Raw genomic sequence first — 23,662 nt, 5'->3', positions numbered from 1 at the left:
GCCTTAACGAACTAAGACCCCCGCACCGAAAGGTCCGGGGGTTTTTTTATAACTTAAAAACAGAAGTGAGGAGCAGATGATGATGAGTAGCATAATGTTCTGTTTCTCTCGATCTATGACGGGGAAGTAACTATGAATGGAGCACGGTGGGTTGTACATGCTTTGCGAGCGCAGGGAGTCGACACGGTATTTGGCTATCCAGGTGGCGCAATTATGCCGGTTTACGATGCGTTGTATGACGGCGGCGTGGAACACTTACTGTGCCGACATGAACAAGGGGCTGCGATGGCGGCCATCGGCTATGCTCGTGCTACCGGAAAAACTGGGGTGTGTATCGCCACCTCTGGTCCCGGCGCCACAAACTTGATAACCGGCCTTGCAGACGCACTGCTCGATTCTGTTCCTATTGTTGCAATCACCGGACAGGTTTCTGCTCCGTTCATTGGTACGGACGCATTTCAGGAAGTGGATGTTCTTGGCTTATCACTGGCTTGCACTAAACACAGTTTCCTGGTGCAGTCGCTGGAAGAACTGCCGCGGGTAATCGCTGAAGCTTTCTATGTAGCAAACTCAGGGCGTCCAGGTCCGGTATTGGTCGATATTCCAAAAGATATCCAATTGGCTCAGGGTGACCTTGACCCACATTTCTCCATGGTAGCCGATGATGTTGACTTCCCATATGCGGATATTGAATACGCTTTGCAGATGCTGGCTCAGTCCCAGAAACCTATGTTATACGTTGGCGGCGGCGTGGGTATGGCGCAGGCGGTGTCTGCGTTACGTGAATTTCTAGCCGTGACGCAAATGCCAGCGACCAGTACCCTGAAAGGTTTGGGTGTTGTGGACGCCGACTATCCGTACTATTTGGGTATGCTGGGAATGCACGGTACTAAAGCGGCTAACCTGGCGGTACAGGAGTGCGATCTGCTGATCGCTGTGGGCGCGCGCTTTGACGATCGTGTAACCGGTAAGCTGAATACCTTTGCGCCGAATGCCAAAGTTATCCATATGGATATCGACCCGGCTGAATTGAACAAGCTTCGTCAGGTGCATATTGGCCTGACGGGCGATCTGAATGCGATGCTGCCAGCACTGCAGCAACCGCTGTCTATCGATGCCTGGCGTCAACGTAATGCTGATTTGCGTGCTGAGCACGCATGGCGCTACGATCATCCGGGCGAGGCCATCTATGCTCCATTGCTGCTGAAGCAGCTTTCCGAGCGCAAACCAGCAGATTGCGTCGTGACCACCGATGTGGGCCAGCATCAGATGTGGTCAGCGCAGCATATGACCTATACGCGTCCGGAGAATTTCATCACTTCCAGTGGATTAGGGACCATGGGCTTTGGCCTGCCGGCAGCAGTGGGCGCGCAGGTGGCCCGTCCTGATGATACGGTAATCTGTATCTCCGGTGACGGCTCCTTCATGATGAACGTGCAGGAGCTGGGCACCGTAAAACGCAAGCAGTTGCCGCTGAAGATAGTGTTACTGGATAACCAGCGTTTAGGAATGGTTCGACAATGGCAGCAGCTGTTTTTCCAGGAACGTTATAGCGAAACCACCCTTACCGATAATCCCGATTTTCTTACTCTGGCCAGCGCCTTCGGCATTCCTGGTCAACACATCACCCGTAAAGACCAGGTTGAAGCGGCACTCGACACCATGCTTTCGAGCCAGGGGCCTTACCTGCTTCATGTCTCAATCGACGAACTTGAGAACGTCTGGCCGTTGGTGCCACCCGGTGCCAGTAACGCAGAAATGCTGGAGAAATTATCATGATGCAACATCAAGTCGCTTTACAGGCTCGCTCTAACCCAGAAACTTTAGAACGTGTGCTGCGCGTCGTGCGCCATCGCGGATTCCAGATTTGCGCCATGAATATGGAAACGGCTGCCGACGCCCGGAATATTAATATCGAGTTGACCGTTGCCAGCCAGCGGCCAGTCGAATTACTGTTTAGTCAATTAAGCAAACTGATCGACGTTGCCTGCGTCGAGATCCAGCAACCTACATCACAACAAATTCGCGCCTGAGCGCAAAAGGAAAAGAAATGACGACGAAAAAAGCGGACTACATCTGGTTTAACGGTGAGATGGTACGTTGGGAAGAGGCGAAGGTACACGTCATGTCTCACGCGCTGCATTACGGTACTTCAGTATTCGAAGGTATCCGCTGCTACGATTCTCACAAAGGTCCGGTTGTCTTCCGTCACCGTGAGCACATGCAGCGTCTGCGTGACTCCGCCAAAATTTATCGTTTCCCGGTTTCTCAGAGCGTTGATGAACTGATGGAAGCCTGCCGTGAAGTACTGCGTAAAAACAACCTGACCAGCGCCTATATCCGTCCACTGGTATTTGTTGGCGACGTCGGCATGGGGGTTAACCCGCCAGACGGCTACACCACTGACGTGATCATCGCGGCGTTCCCGTGGGGTGCCTATCTGGGTGCCGAAGCGTTAGATCAGGGGATCGATGCGATGGTTTCTTCCTGGAATCGTGCTGCGCCGAATACCATTCCAACCGCGGCTAAAGCAGGCGGTAACTACCTCTCTTCTCTGCTGGTCGGTAGCGAAGCGCGCCGTCATGGTTATCAGGAAGGTATTGCACTCGACGTTAACGGCTATATCTCTGAAGGTGCGGGTGAAAACCTGTTTGAAGTGAAAGATGGCGTGTTGTTTACTCCGCCGTTCACCTCTTCCGCTCTGCCGGGCATCACTCGCGACGCTATCATCAAGCTGGCGAAAGATCTGGGTCTGGAAGTGCGTGAGCAGGTATTGTCCCGCGAGTCTCTGTATCTGGCCGACGAAGTCTTTATGTCTGGTACTGCTGCAGAAATTACGCCGGTACGTAGCGTCGATGGTATTCAGGTCGGCGAAGGCCGCTGCGGCCCGATCACCAAACGTATTCAGCAAGCATTCTTTGGCCTCTTCACCGGTGAAACCGAGGATAAATGGGGCTGGTTGGATCAGGTTAATAACTAAGTATAAAAAGATGGGGCGGCACGCAACGCCCCATTTAACAGACACTGGGAGTAACTAAAGCATGCCTAAGTACCGTTCCGCCACAACCACTCACGGCCGCAATATGGCAGGTGCCCGCGCGCTGTGGCGCGCCACTGGAATGACCGACGCTGATTTCGGCAAGCCGATTATCGCCGTCGTTAACTCCTTCACCCAGTTCGTGCCGGGTCACGTTCACCTGCGCGATCTCGGTAAGCTGGTTGCGGAGCAAATTGAAGCCTCTGGCGGCGTCGCCAAAGAATTTAACACCATCGCTGTGGATGATGGGATCGCCATGGGCCACGGGGGTATGCTTTATTCACTACCATCCCGCGAGCTTATCGCCGACTCGGTGGAGTACATGGTTAACGCACACTGCGCCGACGCGATGGTCTGTATCTCCAACTGCGATAAAATCACCCCAGGGATGCTAATGGCGTCTCTGCGCCTGAATATTCCAGTGATTTTTGTTTCCGGCGGCCCGATGGAAGCCGGGAAAACCAAACTTTCCGATCAGATCATTAAACTCGATCTGGTTGATGCGATGATTCAGGGCGCTGATCCGAAAGTCTCTGACGATCAGAGCAATCAGGTTGAACGCTCCGCCTGCCCGACCTGCGGCTCTTGCTCGGGGATGTTCACGGCCAACTCCATGAACTGCCTGACCGAAGCGCTGGGCCTGTCGCAGCCGGGCAACGGTTCGCTGTTGGCGACCCACGCCGATCGTAAGCAGTTGTTCCTGAATGCGGGTTCACGCATCGTTGAGCTGACCAAGCGTTACTACGAGCAGGATGACGACTCCGCGCTGCCGCGCAATATTGCCTGCAAATCAGCGTTCGAAAACGCCATGACGCTGGATATCGCCATGGGCGGTTCCACCAATACCGTACTGCACCTGCTGGCGGCGGCGCAGGAAGCGGAAATTGACTTCACCATGAGTGATATCGATAAGCTTTCCCGCAAAGTACCGCAGCTGTGTAAGGTCGCGCCAAGTACGCAGAAATATCATATGGAAGATGTTCACCGCGCAGGCGGCGTGTTGGGTATTTTAGGCGAGCTGGATCGCGCCGGGCTGTTGAACCGCGACGTGAAAAACGTGCTTGGTTTAACCCTGCCGCAGACGCTGGAGCAGTACGACATCACCGTCACGCAGGACGAAGCGGTGAAAAAGATGTTCCGCGCTGGCCCTGCGGGTATCCGCACGACTCAGGCCTTCTCTCAGGATTGTCGCTGGGATTCGCTGGATGACGATCGCGCTGAAGGCTGCATCCGTTCGCTGGAGCACGCTTACAGCAAGGACGGCGGCCTGGCAGTTCTGTACGGTAACTTCGCGGAAAATGGCTGTATCGTTAAAACCGCCGGCGTGGACGACAGCATCCTGAAATTTACCGGTCCAGCTAAAGTGTATGAGAGCCAGGACGACGCGGTCGAAGCGATTCTTGGCGGTAAAGTGGTGGCTGGCGACGTGGTGGTGATTCGCTATGAAGGGCCGAAAGGCGGGCCAGGCATGCAGGAAATGCTCTATCCGACGACCTTCCTGAAATCAATGGGGCTGGGCAAAGCCTGCGCACTTATCACCGACGGTCGTTTCTCCGGCGGTACCTCCGGCCTCTCTATTGGCCACGTTTCACCGGAAGCGGCCAGTGGCGGCAATATCGCCATTATTGAAGATGGCGACATGATTGCTATCGACATCCCGAATCGTGGCATTCAGCTGCAACTGAGCGATGCTGAGATTGCAGCACGCCGTGAAGCGCAGGAAGCCCGCGGCGATAAAGCCTGGACACCGAAAGCTCGCGAGCGTCAGGTTTCCTTCGCCCTTCGCGCCTATGCCAGCCTGGCAACCAGTGCTGACAAAGGCGCAGTGCGTGATAAATCAAAACTTGGGGGTTAATGATGGCCGAGTCACAACCCCTATCCGCCGCCCCTGAGGGGGCGGAATATCTCAGAGCGGTGCTACGCGCACCGGTCTATGAAGCGGTGCAGGTTACGCCGCTGCAAAAAATGGACAAGCTGTCGTCGCGCCTCGATAACGTGATTCTGGTGAAGCGCGAAGACCGTCAGCCGGTACATAGCTTCAAGTTGCGTGGCGCTTACGCGATGATGGCGGGGCTGACTGAAGAGCAAAAATCTCATGGCGTAATTACCGCTTCGGCGGGCAACCATGCTCAGGGCGTCGCTTTCTCAGCTTCTCGTCTGGGGGTGAAGGCGCTGATCGTCATGCCAACCGCAACCGCGGATATCAAAGTCGATGCCGTTCGCGGTTTCGGCGGAGAAGTGCTGTTGCACGGTGCTAACTTCGATGAAGCGAAAGCCAAAGCTATTGAGCTGTCGCAGCAGCAGGGGTTCACCTGGGTACCGCCGTTCGATCATCCGATGGTGATCGCCGGACAGGGGACGTTGGCGCTGGAGCTGCTACAGCAAGATGCCCATATTGACCGCGTGTTTGTGCCGGTCGGCGGCGGCGGTCTGGCTGCTGGCGTGGCGGTGCTGATTAAACAGCTGATGCCGCAGATCAAAGTCATTGCGGTTGAGGCTGAGGATTCCGCCTGCCTGAAAGCCGCGCTGGATGCTGGCCATCCGGTGGATTTAACCCGCGTCGGTTTATTTGCCGAAGGCGTGGCGGTTAAGCGCATCGGTGATGAAACCTTCCGTCTGTGCCAGGAGTATCTGGATGATATCGTCACCGTTGACAGCGATGCTATCTGTGCGGCGATGAAAGATCTGTTTGAAGACGTGCGTGCGGTGGCTGAGCCTTCCGGCGCGCTGGCGCTGGCGGGCATGAAAAAATACATCGCTCAGCACAATATTCGCGGTGAACGCCTGGCGCACGTGCTTTCCGGTGCGAACGTTAACTTCCACGGTCTGCGCTATGTTTCCGAACGCTGCGAACTGGGCGAACAACGTGAAGCGCTGCTGGCAGTAACTATTCCGGAAGAGAAGGGCAGTTTCCTCAAGTTCTGCCAGCTGCTGGGTGGCCGTTCGGTCACCGAGTTCAACTACCGCTTCGCCGATGCGAAAAACGCCTGCATTTTTGTTGGTGTGCGTCTGAGCCGCGGTCTGGAAGAACGTAAAGAAATCCTCAATCTGCTGCACGAGGGTGGCTACAGTGTGGTGGATCTCTCCGACGATGAAATGGCCAAGCTTCACGTGCGCTACATGGTCGGCGGGCGTCCATCGCAGCCATTGCAGGAGCGTTTGTTCAGCTTCGAGTTTCCGGAATCGCCCGGTGCTTTGCTGAAGTTCCTGCATACGCTAGGTACCCACTGGAATATTTCTCTGTTCCACTATCGCAGCCATGGTACCGATTATGGTCGCGTGCTGGCGGCATTCGAACTGGGCGATCACGAGCCTGATTTCGAAACCCGTCTGCATGAGCTGGGCTACGACTGTCATGATGAAAGTAATAATCCGGCATTCCGATTTTTTCTCGCGGGTTAATGATTATGATGACCGGAAGAGAGGGTGATCTCTTCCGGTCATCTACCAGTATCGTATAGACAGTGGATCTGCAGGTGCGATAATGCATTAACAACCTCCTAGAAAAAGGGCAAGCAGATGGCGGGACGCTTTCAGGGCTTTGCACAAGAAGGGCTTAATTTTCTGCAGCAGGTATGTATCGAGAACGATAAAACCTGGTTTGAAGAGCACCGTTTTATTTATGATCGCAGCATACTCACGCCGTTTCGCGCGCTGGTGGATGATTTAGCACCCGCGATGTTGGAGATCGACCCACAGCTAGAGACCCGCTCCGCTATCGGCAAAACCTTATCGCGCATTCATCGCGATACCCGTTTTTCGCACGACAAGTCCCTTTATCGCAGCCGGATGTGGCTGACCTTTAAGCGTTCAGCTAAAAACTGGACGGATGCCCCGGCATATTTCTTTGAAATCAGTCCGGATACGTTGCGTTACGGGTTGGGCTACTACAGCGCCAGTAAACCGACGATGGATCTGTTTCGCCACACGTTGAAACGGCGTCCGGAGCAGTTTCTGGAAGTTGCTAGCTGCTGTCGGGCACCGTTTGAACTGGTGGGGGAGAGCTATAAGCGGCCGTTGGTCAAAGACCTCGAACCGACTATTTCAGACTGGTATCACCGTAAATCTTTCGCGGCGATGGCGACGGATAACGACGTGGAAAAACTCTTCCACGCCGATCTGGTCACGCTGCTGGCGGATGGATTCCGCCAACTGGAGCCGCTGTATCAATGGTTAATGACGGTAGAAACGATGAAGCAAATTGACTCGGCTGATCTATAGCGTTCACTTGCCCTCTTCGATTTTTCTCTCCAGCACAATCTTCCAGAAGGCATCAATTAGCGGCTCATGCAGCCGCTTTTTGGGCGCGCAGACGCCCAGCTCAAACGGCGTTTTCTCATCGCTGCGCTCTAAAATCATCACGCGGTTGCGTACCGGTTCCGGGCTGTTTTCCAGCACCACCTCAGGCAGCAGCGCCACGCCGCAGCCCAGCGCCACCATCGACACCATCGCCTCGTGACCACCGACCGTGGCATAAATTGACGGATTGCTGATTTTATTACGGCGAAACCACAGCTCAATGCGGCGGCGTACTGGCCCCTGGTCGGCCATGATAAACGGCACCGTTGACCAGTCGGGTTCGTCGGCGGAGACCTGATTGCGCACCGGGCAGGGTAACGCCGGGGCGATCAGTACCACCGCCAGATTTTCCAGCATGGAGAACGCCACCGCGCCGGGCAGCGTCTCCGGTTTCCCTGCTATCGCCAGGTCAGCTTCTCCGGTGACCACTTTTTCCATTGCGTCAGCGGCATCGCCGGTGGTGAGCTTAATCTCCACCGACGGGTGTTCGGCGCGAAAGCGGTCGAGAATGGGCGGCAGATGGCTGTAGGCGGCCGTCACCGAGCAGAAAATATGTAGCTCACCCGACAGAGACGGTCCTTGCTGATCGATGGTGTGGCGTAATTGCTGATATTGCAACAGCGTCTGTTGGGCAAAGACGCGTAGCTCTTCGCCCGCTTCGGTGAGCGTTACCGTACGGTTATCGCGAATAAACAGCGCCTGACCGAGATCCTCTTCCAGCCGTTGAATTTGCCGGGAAAGCGTAGAGGGGCTGACGTGCATCGCCCGAGCGCTGCGGCCAAAGTGGCGGCTATCCGCCAGATGCAGGAAGGTTTTTAGATCGCGTAAATCCACGGCTCGTACTCCACGTTTTTACATTGCATAAATTGCAACGTGACGTTGTGAATATATCAATTTCCGCAATAAATTTCCTGTCATATAGTGGGTTCATTCTCGCATAAGCGAACCGAACAATAAGCACGACACACAACATCACGGAGTACACCATCATGGCTAACTACTTTAATACACTGAACCTGCGCCAGCAGCTGGCACAGCTGGGTAAATGTCGCTTTATGGGCCGCGACGAATTCGCCGACGGCGCGAGCTACCTTCAGGGTAAAAAAGTGGTCATCGTCGGCTGTGGCGCTCAGGGTCTGAACCAGGGCCTGAACATGCGTGACTCCGGTCTGGATATCTCTTACGCCCTGCGTAAAGAAGCGATTGCCGAGAAGCGCGCTTCCTGGCGTAAAGCGACTGAAAACGGCTTTAAAGTTGGTACCTACGAAGAGCTGGTTCCGCAGGCAGATCTGGTGGTTAACCTGACTCCAGATAAACAGCACTCCGACGTTGTGCGTTCTGTGCAGCCGCTGATGAAAGACGGCGCAGCGCTGGGTTACTCCCACGGTTTCAACGTCGTGGAAGTGGGCGAGCAGATCCGTAAAGACATCACCGTTGTGATGGTGGCACCGAAGTGCCCGGGTACCGAAGTGCGTGAAGAGTACAAACGTGGTTTTGGTGTGCCGACGCTGATCGCGGTTCACCCGGAAAACGACCCGAAAGGCGAAGGTATGGCGATTGCCAAAGCCTGGGCTGCTGCAACCGGCGGTCACCGTGCGGGCGTACTGGAATCCTCTTTCGTCGCGGAAGTGAAATCTGACCTGATGGGCGAACAGACTATCCTGTGCGGTATGCTGCAGGCTGGTTCTCTGCTGTGCTTCGATAAGCTGGTGGAAGAAGGTACTGACCCGGCATATGCTGAAAAACTGATTCAGTTCGGCTGGGAAACTATCACCGAAGCGCTGAAGCAGGGCGGCATCACCCTGATGATGGACCGTCTGTCCAACCCGGCTAAGCTGCGTGCTTACGCGCTGTCTGAACAGCTGAAAGAGATTATGGCGCCGCTATTCCAGAAGCACATGGACGACATCATCTCCGGTGAATTTTCCTCTGGTATGATGGCTGACTGGGCCAACGACGATAAGAAACTGCTGACCTGGCGTGAAGAGACCGGTAAAACCGCGTTCGAAACCGCACCGCAGTTTGAAGGCAAAATTGGCGAGCAAGAGTACTTTGATAAAGGCGTTCTGATGATTGCGATGGTGAAAGCGGGCGTTGAACTGGCGTTCGAAACCATGGTTGATTCTGGCATCATCGAAGAGTCTGCTTACTACGAATCACTGCATGAACTGCCGCTGATCGCCAACACCATCGCCCGTAAGCGTCTGTACGAAATGAACGTGGTTATCTCCGATACCGCAGAATACGGTAACTACCTGTTCTCTTACGCTTGCGTACCGCTGCTGAAAGAGTTCATGACTACCCTGCAGACCGGCGACCTGGGCAAAGCGATTGCTGAAGGCGCGGTAGATAACGCCCAGCTGCGCGATGTGAACGAAGCGGTTCGCGGCCACGCTATCGAGCAGGTTGGTAAGAAACTGCGCGGCTACATGACCGACATGAAACGCATTGCCGTCGCTGGCTAATAAAACCTCATTATCATCCGGCCCGGTCAGCGCCTCGCTGCCGGGCTGTTTTTTTATCCGCGTTTGGCGGGATCTCTGAATCCACACTCTTATCATATAAATTCATCTGGTTATCATGTAGATAGCTTTTATTTGTACAGATTATCCTTTCTGGGATTGCTCATATCTATCTTATGTAATATTGTAAGTTACATGAAAATAAACAACTCATTCTCAGCCACGCTGCACATCTTGCTTCACCTGGAGCAGATGGATAAGCCCCTGACGTCGGAACAGATGGCCTCTTTTATTGATGGCAATCCGGCGTTCATCCGCAAATTGCTTGCCGGACTCAGGGAAAACAGTATCGTCTGTGCCACTAAGGGGCACCACGGCGGCTGGCGGCTCTGCCGACCGGTCAGTGACATTACGCTTTACGACATCTATATGGCGCTCGGCGAACCGGCGCTGTTTGCGCTTGGCAACCGCAGCGAAAACCCGCAGTGCCTGGTGGAGCAGGGGGTAAACCGGGTGATGTCAGAGACGCTCGCCGACGCGCAGACGCTAATCCTCGATCGCTTTAAGCGCCTGACGTTGCAGGATATTGGCAGCGAATTTATCAGCTACTTCAACGACAAAGGCCACGACCATGACTGAAACCTTAACCACCTGCCTGATGATTGCGATGGCGGCGAGCAGTATTTCGATGACGGTGACGCAGACGGAGCTGTTTGCTGTGTTTCGAGAATGGACGGCGAAGAAGAACGCGCTGATGGGCCACTTGTTCCAGTGCTTCTACTGCTTAAGTCACTGGGTCGTTTTTGGCGGGATGGCGGTATATCGCCCGGCGCTACTGAACAGCGGCTTTGCGCTGATTGACTGGGTAATGACGGCGTTTATCGTGATTACCCTCACCACGCTAATTAACGGCCTGATGTTTAAAGTTTTCCAGGCCGCCGTCAGTACCCATGTGATGAAATACGAAGCGCAGAAGCTTCTTCAGCCGCATAAATAAGGTTTTATTACCAATACCGCGTTCGGTCAATCTGTTCGCGGTATTAGCCGAATTGTCCCCAATACGCGCCTTTTTCTGGAAGGATGTGTTCCTGTAATGCCTGGAGCGCTTTTTCCGCATCCGCATCCTGGATGGCCTGAATGATTGCGACATGTTGTTGATGAGAGCGGTGCATATGCTCGTCATTGCTGCCAAGGTAATTACGAATTGTCGCCATCTGTGCGGAAATAAGGACGTAGGATTGCTGTAAATAGGCATTGCCGCAATAGGTGAATAAAGCCTCGTGGAACAGATTATCGAGGCGAATATATTCATGCGTGGAGTTATTTTCCAGACAAAACGTCATGTGATCGAGATAGGAAGATAATGCTTGTACTAGCTGGCGCTGATTGCGATGCAGGGACAGCCTCAGCGCTTTTGCCTCAACAAAATAACGAAACTCCAGCAATCCATTGAACTCAATATCGCTCAGATTGAAAACAAAGGTCCCGCTTTTTGGGCGGATATGTACCAGCCCCTCGCTTTGCAGACGTCTCAAGGCGTCGCGTACCGGCGCTTTAGTGGAAGATAAACGCGTCGCGAGGGCTGATTCTGATATTTTGCAGCCCATCGGTAATGTGCCGTTAATGATCATATCTCTGATACGACGATAAATAACGTCTTTGAGTAAGTCCGTTGTCATATTGATTGAAAATTCCGGCATGTTAACTCGGTGAGCGGCCGTTTAGGACCAGCAATAGAGGTGACTGTATAACAGATTTACGGGAATGGGAAAATGATATATGGCAACAAGTTGCCGCTGGTGTACCGTGAGAAAATGTGCCGCGCTGGCAGGCGCGGCGGAGATTACTGTGATTGAGTTTGCTGGATCAATACTTCAACTTGTGGCTGGCGAGGAATAGGCGCGACGGCACCATAACCGGTTGTCGTGAGCGCAGCGGCGGCATTGGCGTAGCACAGCGCATCTTCCGGCGAATCGCCTTTGATAATGCGATAAAGGAAAGCGCCTGAGAAACAGTCCCCGGCTCCGGTTGCATCGACGGTGGCGACTTTATGGCCAGAATAGATGACCCGCCGGTTCTCATTGGCAAACATCGCGCCTTCCGCACCCATTTTTAACACTACATTCTTTGCCCCAAGCTGGAGATAGAAATCCGTAATTTCATCTGCATGGTGTTTCCCAGTGAGCAGACGAGCTTCATCAAGGCTGGGCATGCAGTAATCTACATGACGGATCGTTTCATGAATGATGGCGCGGGCGCGGGCTAATGGCCACAGTTTGAGCCGCAGATTGGTGTCGAAGGAAATCAGCGTTTGGTGTTTTTTGCATAATTCAATGGCGTGAAAAAGCGCATCGCTGACGTTATTACCAATGGCGTGCGTGATAGCTGAGCTGTGAAATAAGCGTGCGGCCGCAATCGCGGACTCATTGATATCATCGACAGTCATCGTTGAGGCCGCAGAGCCTTTACGATAAAAGGTAAAGTGATGGCCTTGTTCATTGTGCGAAATAAAATAGATACCCGTCGGGGCTGTTTTATGCGCACCAACCCATTGATGATCGACCTTTTCTTCGTCCCATAATGCGCGGAAATTCTGACCAAATACGTCGTCACCGAGGCGGGTTAACATGGCAACCTGAGCACCTTGTCGCGCTGCGCTGATGGCGAAATTTGACGTATCACCGCCAAATCCGCTGAGGTAATGCTGCTCAGAATGCTCCGTGGGAAGCTGATTGAATTCGAAAAGGGGTTCACCAAATGAAAGAATATCGAACTGCTTCATTGCGTTCTCCATGTGATAGTGTCCAGGCTCGCCATCAGCCGGTTTGGCTGATGGCGTCTGGGTTAATTAGATTCGGCCGTATTTCGCCAGGCCTTCACGCAGAGAACCGGACTGAATAATCAGTTTGGCCTGTTCCAGCTCGCGGCTATCAATGGATTGCGCCAGCGCTAAGACTTCGGCAGCGACCGCCTGTGGTACGCACACCACGCCGTCGATATCCCCAACAATCAAATCCCCTGGATTCACCGTGACATCGCCGATGGTGACGGGCTGGTTGGCTGAAATGGTCTTGAAACGACCAAGCGTAGTGCCTGGGGTTACGGTCTTGGCGTAAACCGGGAAATCGTAATCGCGACGGATCTCCGCCAGGTCACGGACGCCGCCGTTCAACACTGCGGCCTCATGTTTATTGGCAACGGCCCCGGCGGTCATTAGCCCGCCCCAGACGGCAACGGTTTCCAGCGACGGGTTGCCGGTAATGACGATGACCGAACCGCTGGCGGATTCGTCAATCGCGTCCAGCGCATGCTGCGGCGGCAGTTTTTCGTCAGTGACGTCTTCATAAATAGTGACGGCCGGACCAACGATTTTTTTGTCGTTGATGCGGTTTTTGATTTCAAAAGGCAGGAACATGGTCTTGCCGAGGATCTGATCGCAGGCATCAGCGACAGAAGCGGTCGAAAAAATAGCGCGAAAACCGTCGATAATATCTTTGCTGTACATAACACTTCCTCTTTTTATAGCGAATACGGATCTATGGGTTAACCCAGTTAAGCGGTTGTTGGCCTTCAAATGCCCGACGTACTTCATGTGCGGCTTTACTTTGCAGTTCGATCACCGACTCTTCGGTAAACCAGGCGGTGTGGTCCGTGCATAAGGTGTTCTCCATTTGCAGTAATGGGCTTTTTGCACTGAGGGGTTCGGATTCAAAAACATCGAGTCCGGCGGCGAAAATACGTTGTTGCAGCAAGGCGTTGATCAGCGCCTGTTCATCGATAAGCCCGCCGCGCGAGGTATTGACCAGAATGGCGCTGGGCTTCATTTTCGCCAGTTCGGCCTCACCAATAAGGTGATGGGTGTCCGGGGTTAATGGGGCGTGAAGGGAGATGAAATCCGCTTCATGGCACAGCGTGTCGAGACTGACCCGGGTTACGCCTGCCAGTAACGCCTGCTCATCGGTAAGCAACGGATCGACAACCAGAATACGCTTAAAGCCGATCCCGGATGCTTTTTGCACGAAGCAGCGGGAGATACGGCCAAATCCGACGACTCCAAGAGTTTTTCCTGCCAGACGTAACATGGGTTCGCGTTGACCAATCCCCCACTGTCCATCGCGAACGTCGCGATTGCGGGTGGCGATACGGCGCGTTGCGGCCAGGAGCAGCGCCAGAGCGTGCTCAGCAACATCTTCCGAGCCGTAGTCCGGTACGTTAGCGACGTAAATGCCTTTTTCCCTGGCGGCCAGGCTATCGATATTGTCTACACCGACGCCGTAGCGCACGATGATGCGGCACTGAAGCATTGCTTCAATCATGGGGCGACTGACGGTTGCTTCGCGGACCATGACGGCATCAGCATCACTTACCTGGCGCAACTTCTCTTCCAGAGAGGCATTTGCCGGAACGACAACAAACTTCGGGTCCCACTCGCGTAAAATACTTTCTTCTGCGGAGTAATTTAAATATCCGGGTTCAATAACGACTATCTTTTTCATAATATCTACCACGCTTAATTATAAAATTAAGGATTCAATTTTTATGGCTGTAGTTCGCCGCATCCTGAAAACAGGATGTGAAACTAATGGGTTTTTATTCGGGTTTTATAAAATTACTGTGTAACCGTTTGAGTGTCCTTGATAGCAATATTCTTTAACCAGCGAATAATTAAGATTGTGACAACACCGCCGATAAGCATAACTGCGCTTAAATATAGCATTGGTGCTGAGTCGCTTTTTTCTAAGTCACGTACCAGAGGAATGGTGTTTTGCGCGAAGAATCCACCCAGGTTTGCCAGTGAGTTAATAATAGCAATACCTGCTGCCGCCGTTGCGCCTGAAAGAAACTTAGTTAAATTCCAGAAGCAAGGTTGAATCGCAAATACTGATAATACAACGCCGCAAATACAGATGAAGCTAATAACCGGCTGTGAGAATGTCCAGACCGAGAGCAGCAGGCATATTGCGGCAGTAAACATAGGTAATGCGACATTAATATAAGGGTTCTCGGTACGTTCTGGCTTACTGGTTATCCAGCGCAACATGATGATAACCATCGCCCATGGGATCATATTGACCAGGCCATTCATCATATCCGAAGCACCGAAGGTTTTAACGATAGTCGGCATCCAGTAGCTGATACCGTAGGCGCCAAAGCAGATGAATCCGTATACCAGCGCGAGGGCCAGAACGCGCCAGTCGGTTAGTGACTTACCTAAGCTATTGACCGATTTATCGGTGTTGGCATCCTGTTCGGCCGCCAGTTTTTTAATTAACCAGCTTTTCTCTTCTTTGTTTAAGAAGTGAGCCTGTTCCGGGCCTTGCGGGAACCATAGCAGCACTGGGGCAATCAGCAGAAGTGCGAGCACTCCAGTTGCCAGAAATAACCATTGCCATCCCTCCAGTCCCATAAAACCATGCATACTAAGCAGAGAGCCATTAATTGGGGCGCCAATCATATTTGCGACCATACTTGCCGTGACTAAATAACCGACAATACGTGGTCGATACTTTAAAGGGAACCATTTAGTGGAGTAGTAAATTAACCCAGGATAAAAGCTGGCTTCGGCAACGCCAAGAATGAAACGTAAGGCGTAAAACGTTGACATTTTTTCGGTCCACGCCAGCGCCATGGTAATGACTCCCCATGACAATAAGCTAATAGTGAACCAGCGCTTAGCACCTACTTTTGATAATATTAAATTTCCGGGAACGCTGAAAACTAAATAACCGATGAAAAAAAGCGATGCGCCGAGTCCAAAAGCCGCTTCACTCCATCCGAGGCTATCTACCATTTGTAATTTAGCAAAACTAATATTCTGACGATCTATATACGCCACGATGTACATCAATACCATCAGTGGAACAAGTTTCCTGGTCGTTTTTGTTACGATGATTTTTTCGAAATCATTTTTCGCATCCAGGGACTGTTGTTGTATTGAATGACTCATAACACGTGTTTCCTGAATAAAGTCATAAGGTCTGGTGCGCGTCTCCACACCATGGCATGGAGTCCTGGGTTTGTCTTCATAGAGACGCCGCTGTTTTAGTCAGTTGAGACATTACCACTCAATCTGACATGTCACATAAGATATCACTCATTTTTTATATGACGACAGAGAGCGTAATAAATTGAAGTTTAGATCACGAAAAATGGCGATATAAATGCTTTTCAGTGTGACATTCATCACAAAAAAAAGGAGTAAATGAATGTTTTTGACATGTCAGATTTGAGATTTTGATGTGGGCTGGTTCTGTTATTGTAGGAAACGTCAGCATTCATTATGAGTTATGGGAATTTTTTCGTATAACTAACATGTCAGATGCTGGCCCTTTACGAAAGAAAAGGGCCAAACTGGTTATTTGCGGTACAGCACTTTGATGATGTGATAGCCGAACTGGGTGTGCAGCGGGCCGGTAGGTTCCAGCTCCGGGCAGGAGAACACGACTTTATCAAACGCAGGAACCATCTGGCCCTGTTTGAATTCACCTAAGTGGCCGCCTTTTTTGCCTGAAGGGCAAGTAGAGTGTTTCTTCGCCAGTTTCTCGAAATCGCCGCCGTTTTTAATCTGCTCCAGCAGGTCGAGGGCCAGTTTCTCTTCTTTAACCAGGATGTGCATTGCTGCCGCTGTTTTAGCCATGATTGCGCCTTGATTGAATGGGGATGAATTAGGGCGCAATAGTAGCATGGGCTAGCGGCGATATAGCACCTTAATGATATGGTAGCCGAACTTGGTTTTGACCGGCCCGTAAGGCTTTAGCAGCGGGCAACTGAAGGCGGCTTTATCAAACGGCCCGACCATTACCCCTTGATTAAATTCACCAAGATCGCCGCCGTTGCGGCCGGATGGGCACTTTGAATAGCGCTTTGCCAGGTGATCAAAACTCACGCCGCGATCCAGCTTCGTAAGGATCTCCTGTGCCAGCTTTTCGTCTTTTACCAGGATGTGCAGGGCTGCTGCGCTCTTTGCCATTATTTTGTTCTCACTTCTCAAAGATGTGCCGTTACTTTACCACCCGTCCTGGGCCTGGACATATACTCTTTGCCATCCCAGGACAGATGTCCCGCCTGGTTAATGGAAGCGGGAGATGAGCGACATTTTTACCCGGTGTATTCCTTCTTGCCCAGGACAGCCGTCCTGTCCTTCCCGTCGTGGAGAGAGATAACATGGATGCAATGAAAAAAGCTGAATTTTCAGTCGCCTGGCTTGCCGGGCTTAGCGAGATTGTTGGCGATCCGCAGCTGTATGAATTACTGAAATATTGCCCACTGGAAATTATGCAGCGTTGGCGCTTTGAAGAAATTCCGCGCGGCGCGTTTATCTGTCGACAGGGTGAAATATGCCAGCGTTTTTCTCTGATTATCACCGGTGAGGTCGATGTCTTTTATGAGGCAGAAGATGGGCGTCGTTACCAGCAGGCTCGCTACGGTAAGGGCGACATGTTGGGTGAACTCGAAATCTTCGAGTCGCGCCAGTACATCTGCTCGGTTGTCGCAGTTGGCCATGTACAGCTGCTGAGTTTGTCGCAGGAGCATTTTTGCCGTTGGCTGGCGTTAGATAACCATTTTAACCAGCGGATGCTGCGCTTTTTTAGCCAGCAATATTACCAGCTGTCGAAAAAGGCCAGCAGTGACAACCTCTACTCGCTGCATCAGCGGATGTGCCAGGCATTATGGCAGCGCTATCAACAGGATGGCGCGAATGAAATCTTGCTGAATAAGCAGAACCTTAGCCAGGAGTTTGCGGCGACGACCCGCAGTATTAATCGTATTTTGCATGACCTGAAAGCGTTACAGATTATTGATACCGATGGTGAACGCATTGTGTTGTTAGCCCCTGACAAATTAAAGCAGGAGGCTGATATCGGATAACCGTAAGAGTAAAGGAGGCGGGAGAATGGCGCTGCAACCCCATATCCAGTTAAGCCAGGAAATGACCAGCGCACGGTACGCGCTGTTACCGGGCGACCCGCAGCGGGTGGATCGCATTGTCAGTTTTCTTGATAACCCGGAGTTGCTGGGCCAGAACCGGGAGTTTCGCGCCGCACGCGGCTGGTATCAGGGCATTGAAATCCTGGTGGTCTCCACCGGCATCGGCGGGCCATCCACGGCTATCGCCATTGAAGAGCTGCGCCAGATTGGCGTGACCACCCTAATTCGCATCGGTAGCTGCGGGGCATTGCAGGATAACCTTGCGCTTGGCGATGTGATTATCGCTTATGCTGCGGTTATGGATGATGGCACCAGTCGAACCTATGCGCCAGCGGGTTACCCGGCCTGCGCCGACCCACATCTTACCTGGGAACTCATGGCGCAGGTGCGTCAGATGAATATCCCTGCCGTCTGCGGTCTGGTGCGTAGCCATGACAGTTTTTATACCGACCGGGAAGCGGAACTGGATGCCGAATGGTCAGCTCGCGGCGTGCTTGGCGCGGACATGGAAAGCGCCGCTTTGATGACTATCGGTACATTACGCGGGCTACGAACTGCCTCATTACTCAACGTGGTTGTTGCCCACAACGGTTGCCTGGACAGCAGTATCAATGATTATGTCCAGCAGGAAACGCTGTGCCAACAGGGCGAAGAACGACAAATTACTTTGGCGCTGCGCGCCATTCATTCCGATAGCCAGCAAGGGGGTCAGTGATGGACTTTTTTAGCATTAACAATGTGATGGTCAACATTCCTCTCGGCGAAGGCGGTTATGCGCTATCGTGGATTGAAGCCATCGGTACCGTGTTTGGCCTGTTGTGCATCTGGTGCGCCAGCCGGGAAAAAATTATCAACTACCTGTTTGGCCTGATTAACGTCACGCTGTTTGCGGCGATTTTCTTTCAGATTCAGCTCTACGCCAGCCTGTTGCTGCAGGTGTTTTTCTTCGCCGCCAACATTTACGGCTGGTATGCATGGAGCCGACAAAACGAGGCGCAGGAAGCTGCGCTCAAGGTACGCTGGCTTTCCCGCCAGCAAACACTGGCATTAGCAGGCGTTTGCGCGGTGGCGATTGTTATGATGACGCTGTTTATCGACCCCGTGTTCTCGGCGCTCACCCGCATCATGATTGCCTTGCTGCAAACATTTGGTATGCAGGTCGCTATGCCTGACCTCCAGCCCGATGCCTTCCCGTTCTGGGATTCCACCATGCTGGTATTGTCGATTGCGGCTATGGTACTGATGACGCGCAAGTTCGTCGAAAACTGGCTGCTGTGGGTACTTATCGACGTGATTAGCGTGGTTATTTACGCGGTGCAGGGCGTTTATGCCATGTCGCTCGAATATGTCCTGCTGACGGCAATTGCGGTGATGGGATCCTACAGCTGGATCAAGAGCGCGCAGCGCAACGGCTATACGCCACTTGCTGCGACGGCTTCCTGATAGATCGATTTTCAGGCTACCCTCAGGGGTAGCCTGTTACGCCTTCTCCCCCTCTTTCTGCTACAATCCCCACCCCGTTCGAAGATTGAGCAAAATACTCCCATGCGTTTAAACCCTGGCCAACAACAAGCCGTCGAATTTGTTACCGGACCGTGCCTGGTGCTGGCGGGTGCCGGTTCCGGTAAGACCCGCGTTATAACCAATAAAATCGCCCATTTGATCCGCGGCTGCGGCTATCAGGCGCGCCATATCGCGGCGGTGACTTTTACCAATAAGGCCGCGCGTGAGATGAAAGAGCGCGTCGGGCAAACGCTGGGACGCAAAGAAGCGCGCGGCCTGATGATCTCCACTTTCCATACGCTGGGGCTGGATATCATCAAACGTGAGTATGCCGCGTTAGGCATGAAATCTAACTTCTCGCTGTTCGACGATACCGACCAGGTAGCGCTGTTAAAAGAGCTCACCGAAGGGCTTATTGAAGACGATAAAGTGGTGCTTCAGCAGTTGATCTCCACGATCTCGAACTGGAAAAACGATCTGCAAACGCCTTCACAGGCTGCCGCTGGCGCGAAAGGAGAGCGGGATCGGATCTTTGCCCACTGCTATAGCTTGTACGACGCGCATATGAAAGCCTGCAACGTACTGGATTTTGACGATCTTATCCTGCTGCCAACGCTGTTGCTGCAGCGCAATGAAGAAGTGCGTGAACGCTGGCAGAACAAGATTCGCTATCTGCTGGTGGATGAATACCAGGACACCAACACCAGCCAGTATGAGCTGGTGAAACTGCTGGTGGGACAACGGGCGCGCTTTACCGTGGTGGGTGACGACGATCAGTCGATCTACTCCTGGCGCGGCGCGCGGCCGCAGAACCTGGTTCTGCTCAGTCAGGATTTTCCGGCGCTGCAGGTGATTAAGCTGGAGCAGAACTACCGCTCTTCCGGGCGTATCCTGAAGGCGGCCAACATCCTGATTGCCAATAACCCGCACGTCTTTGAGAAACGCTTGTTTTCCGAGCTGGGCTATGGTGTGGAACTGAAGGTACTTTCCGCCAATAATGAAGAACATGAAGCTGAGCGCGTCGCCGGTGAACTGATCGCCCATCACTTTATTAATAAAACCGAATATAAGGATTATGCGATCCTTTATCGCGGCAACCATCAGTCGCGGGTTTTTGAAAAGATGCTGATGCAAAACCGCATCCCGTACAAAATTTCCGGCGGCACGTCGTTTTTCTCTCGCCCGGAGATTAAAGACCTTCTGGCTTATCTACGCGTGTTGACCAATCCGGACGACGACAGCGCTTTCCTGCGTATCGTTAATACGCCAAAGCGTGAAATTGGCTCGGCGACCCTACAAAAGCTGGGCGAGTGGGCGATGGGGCGTAACAAAAGCATGTTTACCGCCAGCTTCGATATGGGACTGAACCAGACGCTAACCGGGCGTGGCTATGAGTCGCTGACCCGCTTCACCCACTGGCTGCGGGAGATCCAGCAGCTCTCAGAGCGTGAGCCGATTGTCGCCGTCCGCGACCTGATCCGCGGGGTGGATTATGAATCCTGGCTCTACGAGACCTCACCCAGCCCGAAAGCCGCCGAAATGCGGATGAAAAACGTCAATATGCTCTTCACCTGGATGACCGAAATGCTGGAAGGGAGCGAAATCGATGAGCCGATGACGCTCACTCAGGTTGTCACCCGCTTCACGCTGCGCGATATGATGGAACGAGGAGAGTCTGATGAAGAGACGGATCAGGTTCAGCTGATGACGCTTCATGCCTCAAAGGGCCTGGAGTTTCCGTATGTTTATCTGGTCGGCATGGAAGAGGGGTTGCTTCCCCATCAAAGCAGTATTGACGAAGACAACGTCGATGAAGAACGACGCCTTGCCTACGTAGGCATCACTCGGGCACAGAAAGAACTGACCTTTACGCTATGTCGGGAACGCCGACAGTACGGTGAGCTGGTGCGCCCGGAGCCGAGCCGCTTCCTGCTGGAGCTGCCGCAGGACGACCTGATTTGGGAGCAGGAGCGCAAGGTTATCTCGGCGGAAGAGAGGATGCATAAAGGCCAGGCGAACGTCGCCAACATCCGGGAGATGCTGGCGAAAGCGCGTAAATAGCGGTTAGCGGTCGTTTTCCTGCTGAAGCTGGAACTGGCGTAGCTCCTTGCGGGTCGGCGCACCGTCTGAGCCAGGCCTGCTGACGACGATAGCCGCCACCTCGTTGCCCAATTGCGTTGCCTGACGCAGACTCATCCCGCAGGCCAGCCCGGCAATTGTTCCTGCACAGTGGCTGTCTCCTGCGGCAATCGTATCGTGAACTACCACGCGGCATGCCGGGATATGCTGCGGCTCCGCGTTGGGTTCAACCACCCACGCGCCATCCTTATCAAACCGACAAATTGCCCGTAGCTGCCAGTCTCTGGCGAGCCGCAAGGCTGACTCAAGCGTAGCATTCTCCTGGTGATATAAACGTGCGCTTAGCGCGCTGAGTTCGTTGCGGTTCAGAGTGAGCACGGGACGTTTATGCAACAGTGCCTTAATAAAACCAATATCCAGATCGCACAGGCGGGGGCCAAAATCGACAAACAGCGTTTTATCTTCAGAAAGTGTGAGGATCCACTGACGCAGCGCTTCGCTGGCCAGCTCGTAGCCTGAGACGTAAATAATTGCGTCCTTCGGCTGTGGGATTTGCGCCAGTAGCTCAGTGCTCCAGTGCTGCTCGCAGCCCTCAACGGTGATAAACGTCCGCTCTTTGTTGGCCTCAACGAGGGCCAGACACCAGCCGTTATCGTGGGTAGGGTGGCGCAAGAGAACCGGTAAACTTTCCTGTGCCATTTTTTGCGCAACGGCTTGCCCCCAGTCGCCATTGCCCACCGGTATGGCGTTAACCGGGGCCAGGTTGAGACGCGCGAGCGCACGAGCGACGTTGAACGCGCAGCCGCCAATCTGCCGCCCGCCATCGCGGGCGGAGACATCGCTACCGCTTTGCGGCAGCGTATCGAGGTGGAGAATAAGGTCGCCAAAAGCAGCGCCAATAACCACTATCGGGCGCTGTGGTGATAGCAGGTCAGCTGTTATTGTCATGGCAAGCCCCCTTCCTGGCTCCAAAAGCGAGATACAGCACCAGGCTCAGAACAAAAGAGACGAATAATCCCAGGCTGGAGTCCGCGAAAATCCCGACCGCGAAAGGCCCGTCGATAAACCCGGTTTTGGATACCATCAATCCCGCCAACGCGCCGACAATCCAGCAGCCCAGCGCGGTTCGGTTCGCGCCGCTTTCCCTGAATAAGTCAGCTTCCGAGTATCCGACATGGCGGCGGATCCGGTAGAAGTCGACGATAAAAATGGCGGCCCAGGCGGCCAGAAATACGCCGCAGAAAATCAGAAACGCAATGAACGGTCCGAGAAAATCTTTCGACACAAACAGCACGTAGAGTGCGATCCCCAGCACCAGCACGGCGTCGATGGCCACGGCGGAACGCTGCTGTAGCTTAATCCCCATGCTTAATAGATTAAGGCTGGCGGAATAGAGGCTCAACACTGCGATGGTCACAACCCCGGCGGTAGCCGCCGCAAGATAGGGGATTGCCATCCACGAAGGCAGTAGTTTGCCGATCGCGGAAATTGGATTTTCGCTGGACGCCAAATCAGGGATTTGGGCGGTAAGCAGTATCCCGGTGAGCATCAGCAGCAGTAAGGGAAGGGCAGCGCCGCTAACAACGGCGAGAAAAATGCTCTTTTCACCGGAGTCAGGGCGCTGATCCCGACTATAGTCGGCACCGGCAATAGCCCAACTGATGCCGGTGCCTGCGGCGATAATAGAGACTGCCGGGAGAAAACCGGTCAGCCAACTGCCTGAAGGCAGGGCGAGGATGGCCTGCCAGTCCGCGGTGAACAGCAAATAAATCACTACCAGTAGCGTCATGGCACCAAAGATTCGGGTGATCCATTTTTGCATCATCAGCACGGCATTTTGGCCGAGTACGCTGACCAGCACGGTCAACCCGCCAAACAGGAAAAGCGATAGTGCAGTGGTCGTCAGGCTCTCTTCAAAACCCATGGCGGCAAACAGCGCGACGAGCGTGAGCGTGCCGGTAATGATATTGACCGATTCCCAGCCCATCAGGTTCACCCAGCAAAAGCTGGTGGGCGCGATATTACCGCGTTTGCCAAATATCACGCGGGAGAGCGTCAACGTTGTCGTTCGCCCGATTTTTCCGGCGATGCTGGTCACTCCGACCAGCGCAAAGGAGGCGACTCCTGCGACGGCAGCAAGAATTGACTGCCAGAATGAGAGACCGAACGACACAATAACTGCACCGTAAACAACCCCAAGAATGCCGATATTTGCGGCGCACCAGACGAAAAAGAGCTGTACCGGCTTTTGGTTTTGGTGAACCGGGGGAACCAGACCGATCCCCAACTCCGCCATTCCGGGATCCGCCGTTTGGATATTACCATCGTATGAAGCTTTGTTGTCCATATTGAT

Annotated in this window: 23 protein-coding genes; 13 read left to right on the top strand and 10 right to left on the bottom strand. The window is 53.3% G+C overall.

The genetic code is table 11. The features are described from left to right. Positions 1-132: 132 nt before the first annotated feature. The 6 genes from ilvG (at position 133) to DA718_RS28565 (ending at position 7,258) form a co-directional block, all read left to right on the top strand. Complete coding sequence (ilvG, locus tag DA718_RS28590; protein WP_112216107.1) at positions 133-1,779, top strand: acetolactate synthase 2 catalytic subunit; 1,647 nt, start codon at positions 133-135, stop codon at positions 1,777-1,779. Next, positions 1,776-2,033, top strand: a complete 258-nt coding sequence (gene ilvM / locus DA718_RS28585) for an acetolactate synthase 2 small subunit (protein ID WP_110276910.1) — start codon at positions 1,776-1,778, stop codon at positions 2,031-2,033. The genes ilvG and ilvM overlap by 4 nt, the downstream gene beginning before the upstream one ends. Before the next feature lie 17 nt (positions 2,034-2,050). Beyond that, positions 2,051-2,980: a branched-chain amino acid transaminase gene (locus tag DA718_RS28580; protein ID WP_110276909.1), complete on the top strand. Its 930-nt coding sequence runs from the start codon at positions 2,051-2,053 to the stop codon at positions 2,978-2,980. Positions 2,981-3,041: 61 nt separating this feature from the next. Continuing rightward, the gene (ilvD, locus tag DA718_RS28575; protein ID WP_112216108.1) at positions 3,042-4,892 is read left to right on the top strand and encodes a dihydroxy-acid dehydratase; all 1,851 of its coding nucleotides are present in this window, start codon (positions 3,042-3,044) and stop codon (positions 4,890-4,892) included. Positions 4,893-4,894: 2 nt separating this feature from the next. Then, positions 4,895-6,439 carry a threonine ammonia-lyase, biosynthetic gene (ilvA, locus tag DA718_RS28570; RefSeq protein WP_112216167.1) on the top strand — a complete coding sequence of 515 codons (1,545 nt, stop codon included), beginning with the start codon at positions 4,895-4,897 and terminating at the stop codon, positions 6,437-6,439. A gap of 117 nt (positions 6,440-6,556) precedes the next feature. Next, positions 6,557-7,258, top strand: a complete 702-nt coding sequence (locus tag DA718_RS28565) for a DUF2461 domain-containing protein (RefSeq protein ID WP_112216109.1) — start codon at positions 6,557-6,559, stop codon at positions 7,256-7,258. Between the two features lie 3 nt (positions 7,259-7,261). Here DA718_RS28565 and ilvY read toward each other — a convergent pair whose 3' ends face one another. Further along, a complete protein-coding gene (gene ilvY, locus DA718_RS28560) occupies positions 7,262-8,170 on the bottom strand; it encodes an HTH-type transcriptional activator IlvY (RefSeq protein WP_110276906.1) in 909 nt (302 codons plus the stop codon). A gap of 155 nt (positions 8,171-8,325) precedes the next feature. Here ilvY and ilvC point away from each other — a divergent pair, with 155 nt between their 5' ends. From ilvC to DA718_RS28545, 3 genes are all read left to right on the top strand, one after another. Then, the gene (gene ilvC / locus DA718_RS28555; RefSeq protein ID WP_112216110.1) at positions 8,326-9,801 is read left to right on the top strand and encodes a ketol-acid reductoisomerase; all 1,476 of its coding nucleotides are present in this window, start codon (positions 8,326-8,328) and stop codon (positions 9,799-9,801) included. A gap of 192 nt (positions 9,802-9,993) precedes the next feature. Beyond that, positions 9,994-10,437: an Rrf2 family transcriptional regulator gene (locus tag DA718_RS28550; RefSeq protein ID WP_112216111.1), complete on the top strand. Its 444-nt coding sequence runs from the start codon at positions 9,994-9,996 to the stop codon at positions 10,435-10,437. After that, complete coding sequence (locus DA718_RS28545) at positions 10,430-10,795, top strand: DUF1360 domain-containing protein (RefSeq protein WP_112216112.1); 366 nt, start codon at positions 10,430-10,432, stop codon at positions 10,793-10,795. The genes DA718_RS28550 and DA718_RS28545 overlap by 8 nt, the downstream gene beginning before the upstream one ends. 43 nt (positions 10,796-10,838) lie before the next feature. Here DA718_RS28545 and DA718_RS28540 read toward each other — a convergent pair whose 3' ends face one another. The 7 genes from DA718_RS28540 to ppiC (DA718_RS28510) form a co-directional block, all read right to left on the bottom strand. Next, a complete protein-coding gene (locus DA718_RS28540; protein ID WP_000205685.1) occupies positions 10,839-11,477 on the bottom strand; it encodes a GntR family transcriptional regulator in 639 nt (212 codons plus the stop codon). Between the two features lie 164 nt (positions 11,478-11,641). Further along, complete coding sequence (locus DA718_RS28535; RefSeq protein WP_112216113.1) at positions 11,642-12,580, bottom strand: sugar kinase; 939 nt, start codon at positions 12,578-12,580, stop codon at positions 11,642-11,644. A gap of 66 nt (positions 12,581-12,646) precedes the next feature. Beyond that, positions 12,647-13,303, bottom strand: a complete 657-nt coding sequence (locus DA718_RS28530; protein ID WP_112216114.1) for an RraA family protein — start codon at positions 13,301-13,303, stop codon at positions 12,647-12,649. 31 nt (positions 13,304-13,334) lie between these two features. Then, positions 13,335-14,294: a C-terminal binding protein gene (locus tag DA718_RS28525; RefSeq protein ID WP_112216115.1), complete on the bottom strand. Its 960-nt coding sequence runs from the start codon at positions 14,292-14,294 to the stop codon at positions 13,335-13,337. 113 nt (positions 14,295-14,407) lie between these two features. Beyond that, entirely contained in the window at positions 14,408-15,745 is a 1,338-nt protein-coding gene (locus DA718_RS28520) for an MFS transporter (protein ID WP_112216116.1), read from the bottom strand. Positions 15,746-16,153: 408 nt separating this feature from the next. After that, positions 16,154-16,435, bottom strand: a complete 282-nt coding sequence (ppiC, locus tag DA718_RS28515) for a peptidylprolyl isomerase PpiC (RefSeq protein WP_110276900.1) — start codon at positions 16,433-16,435, stop codon at positions 16,154-16,156. Between the two features lie 51 nt (positions 16,436-16,486). Then, the gene (gene ppiC / locus DA718_RS28510; protein WP_112216117.1) at positions 16,487-16,768 is read right to left on the bottom strand and encodes a peptidylprolyl isomerase PpiC; all 282 of its coding nucleotides are present in this window, start codon (positions 16,766-16,768) and stop codon (positions 16,487-16,489) included. Between the two features lie 194 nt (positions 16,769-16,962). Between ppiC (DA718_RS28510) and DA718_RS28505 the strand changes: the two genes are divergently transcribed. The 4 genes from DA718_RS28505 to rep all read left to right on the top strand — a co-directional run bounded on the left by DA718_RS28505 (position 16,963) and on the right by rep (position 21,291). Beyond that, a complete protein-coding gene (locus DA718_RS28505; RefSeq protein WP_112216118.1) occupies positions 16,963-17,667 on the top strand; it encodes a Crp/Fnr family transcriptional regulator in 705 nt (234 codons plus the stop codon). Between the two features lie 25 nt (positions 17,668-17,692). Then, positions 17,693-18,442 (top strand): nucleoside phosphorylase, encoded by a 750-nt coding sequence (locus tag DA718_RS28500; protein ID WP_167492838.1) that lies wholly within the window; start codon positions 17,693-17,695, stop codon positions 18,440-18,442. After that, positions 18,442-19,170, top strand: a complete 729-nt coding sequence (gene pnuC / locus DA718_RS28495; protein WP_112216119.1) for a nicotinamide riboside transporter PnuC — start codon at positions 18,442-18,444, stop codon at positions 19,168-19,170. The genes DA718_RS28500 and pnuC overlap by 1 nt, the downstream gene beginning before the upstream one ends. A 102-nt stretch (positions 19,171-19,272) precedes the next feature. Then, entirely contained in the window at positions 19,273-21,291 is a 2,019-nt protein-coding gene (gene rep / locus DA718_RS28490) for a DNA helicase Rep (protein ID WP_112216120.1), read from the top strand. Positions 21,292-21,294: 3 nt separating this feature from the next. Here the strand turns inward: rep and DA718_RS28485 are convergent, their stop codons facing one another. Together DA718_RS28485 and DA718_RS28480 are read right to left on the bottom strand one after the other, a co-directional pair. Then, positions 21,295-22,257: a PfkB family carbohydrate kinase gene (locus tag DA718_RS28485; RefSeq protein ID WP_112216121.1), complete on the bottom strand. Its 963-nt coding sequence runs from the start codon at positions 22,255-22,257 to the stop codon at positions 21,295-21,297. Next, positions 22,241-23,656 (bottom strand): purine-cytosine permease family protein, encoded by a 1,416-nt coding sequence (locus DA718_RS28480; protein ID WP_112216122.1) that lies wholly within the window; start codon positions 23,654-23,656, stop codon positions 22,241-22,243. The genes DA718_RS28485 and DA718_RS28480 overlap by 17 nt, the downstream gene beginning before the upstream one ends. Positions 23,657-23,662 lie beyond the last annotated feature (6 nt).

The organism is Klebsiella huaxiensis, assembly GCF_003261575.2.
GTDB classification, from domain to species: domain Bacteria; phylum Pseudomonadota; class Gammaproteobacteria; order Enterobacterales; family Enterobacteriaceae; genus Klebsiella; species Klebsiella huaxiensis.
The sequence above is the reverse complement of the archived record's forward strand: the minus strand, read 5'-3'. Positions and strand labels throughout refer to the sequence as shown.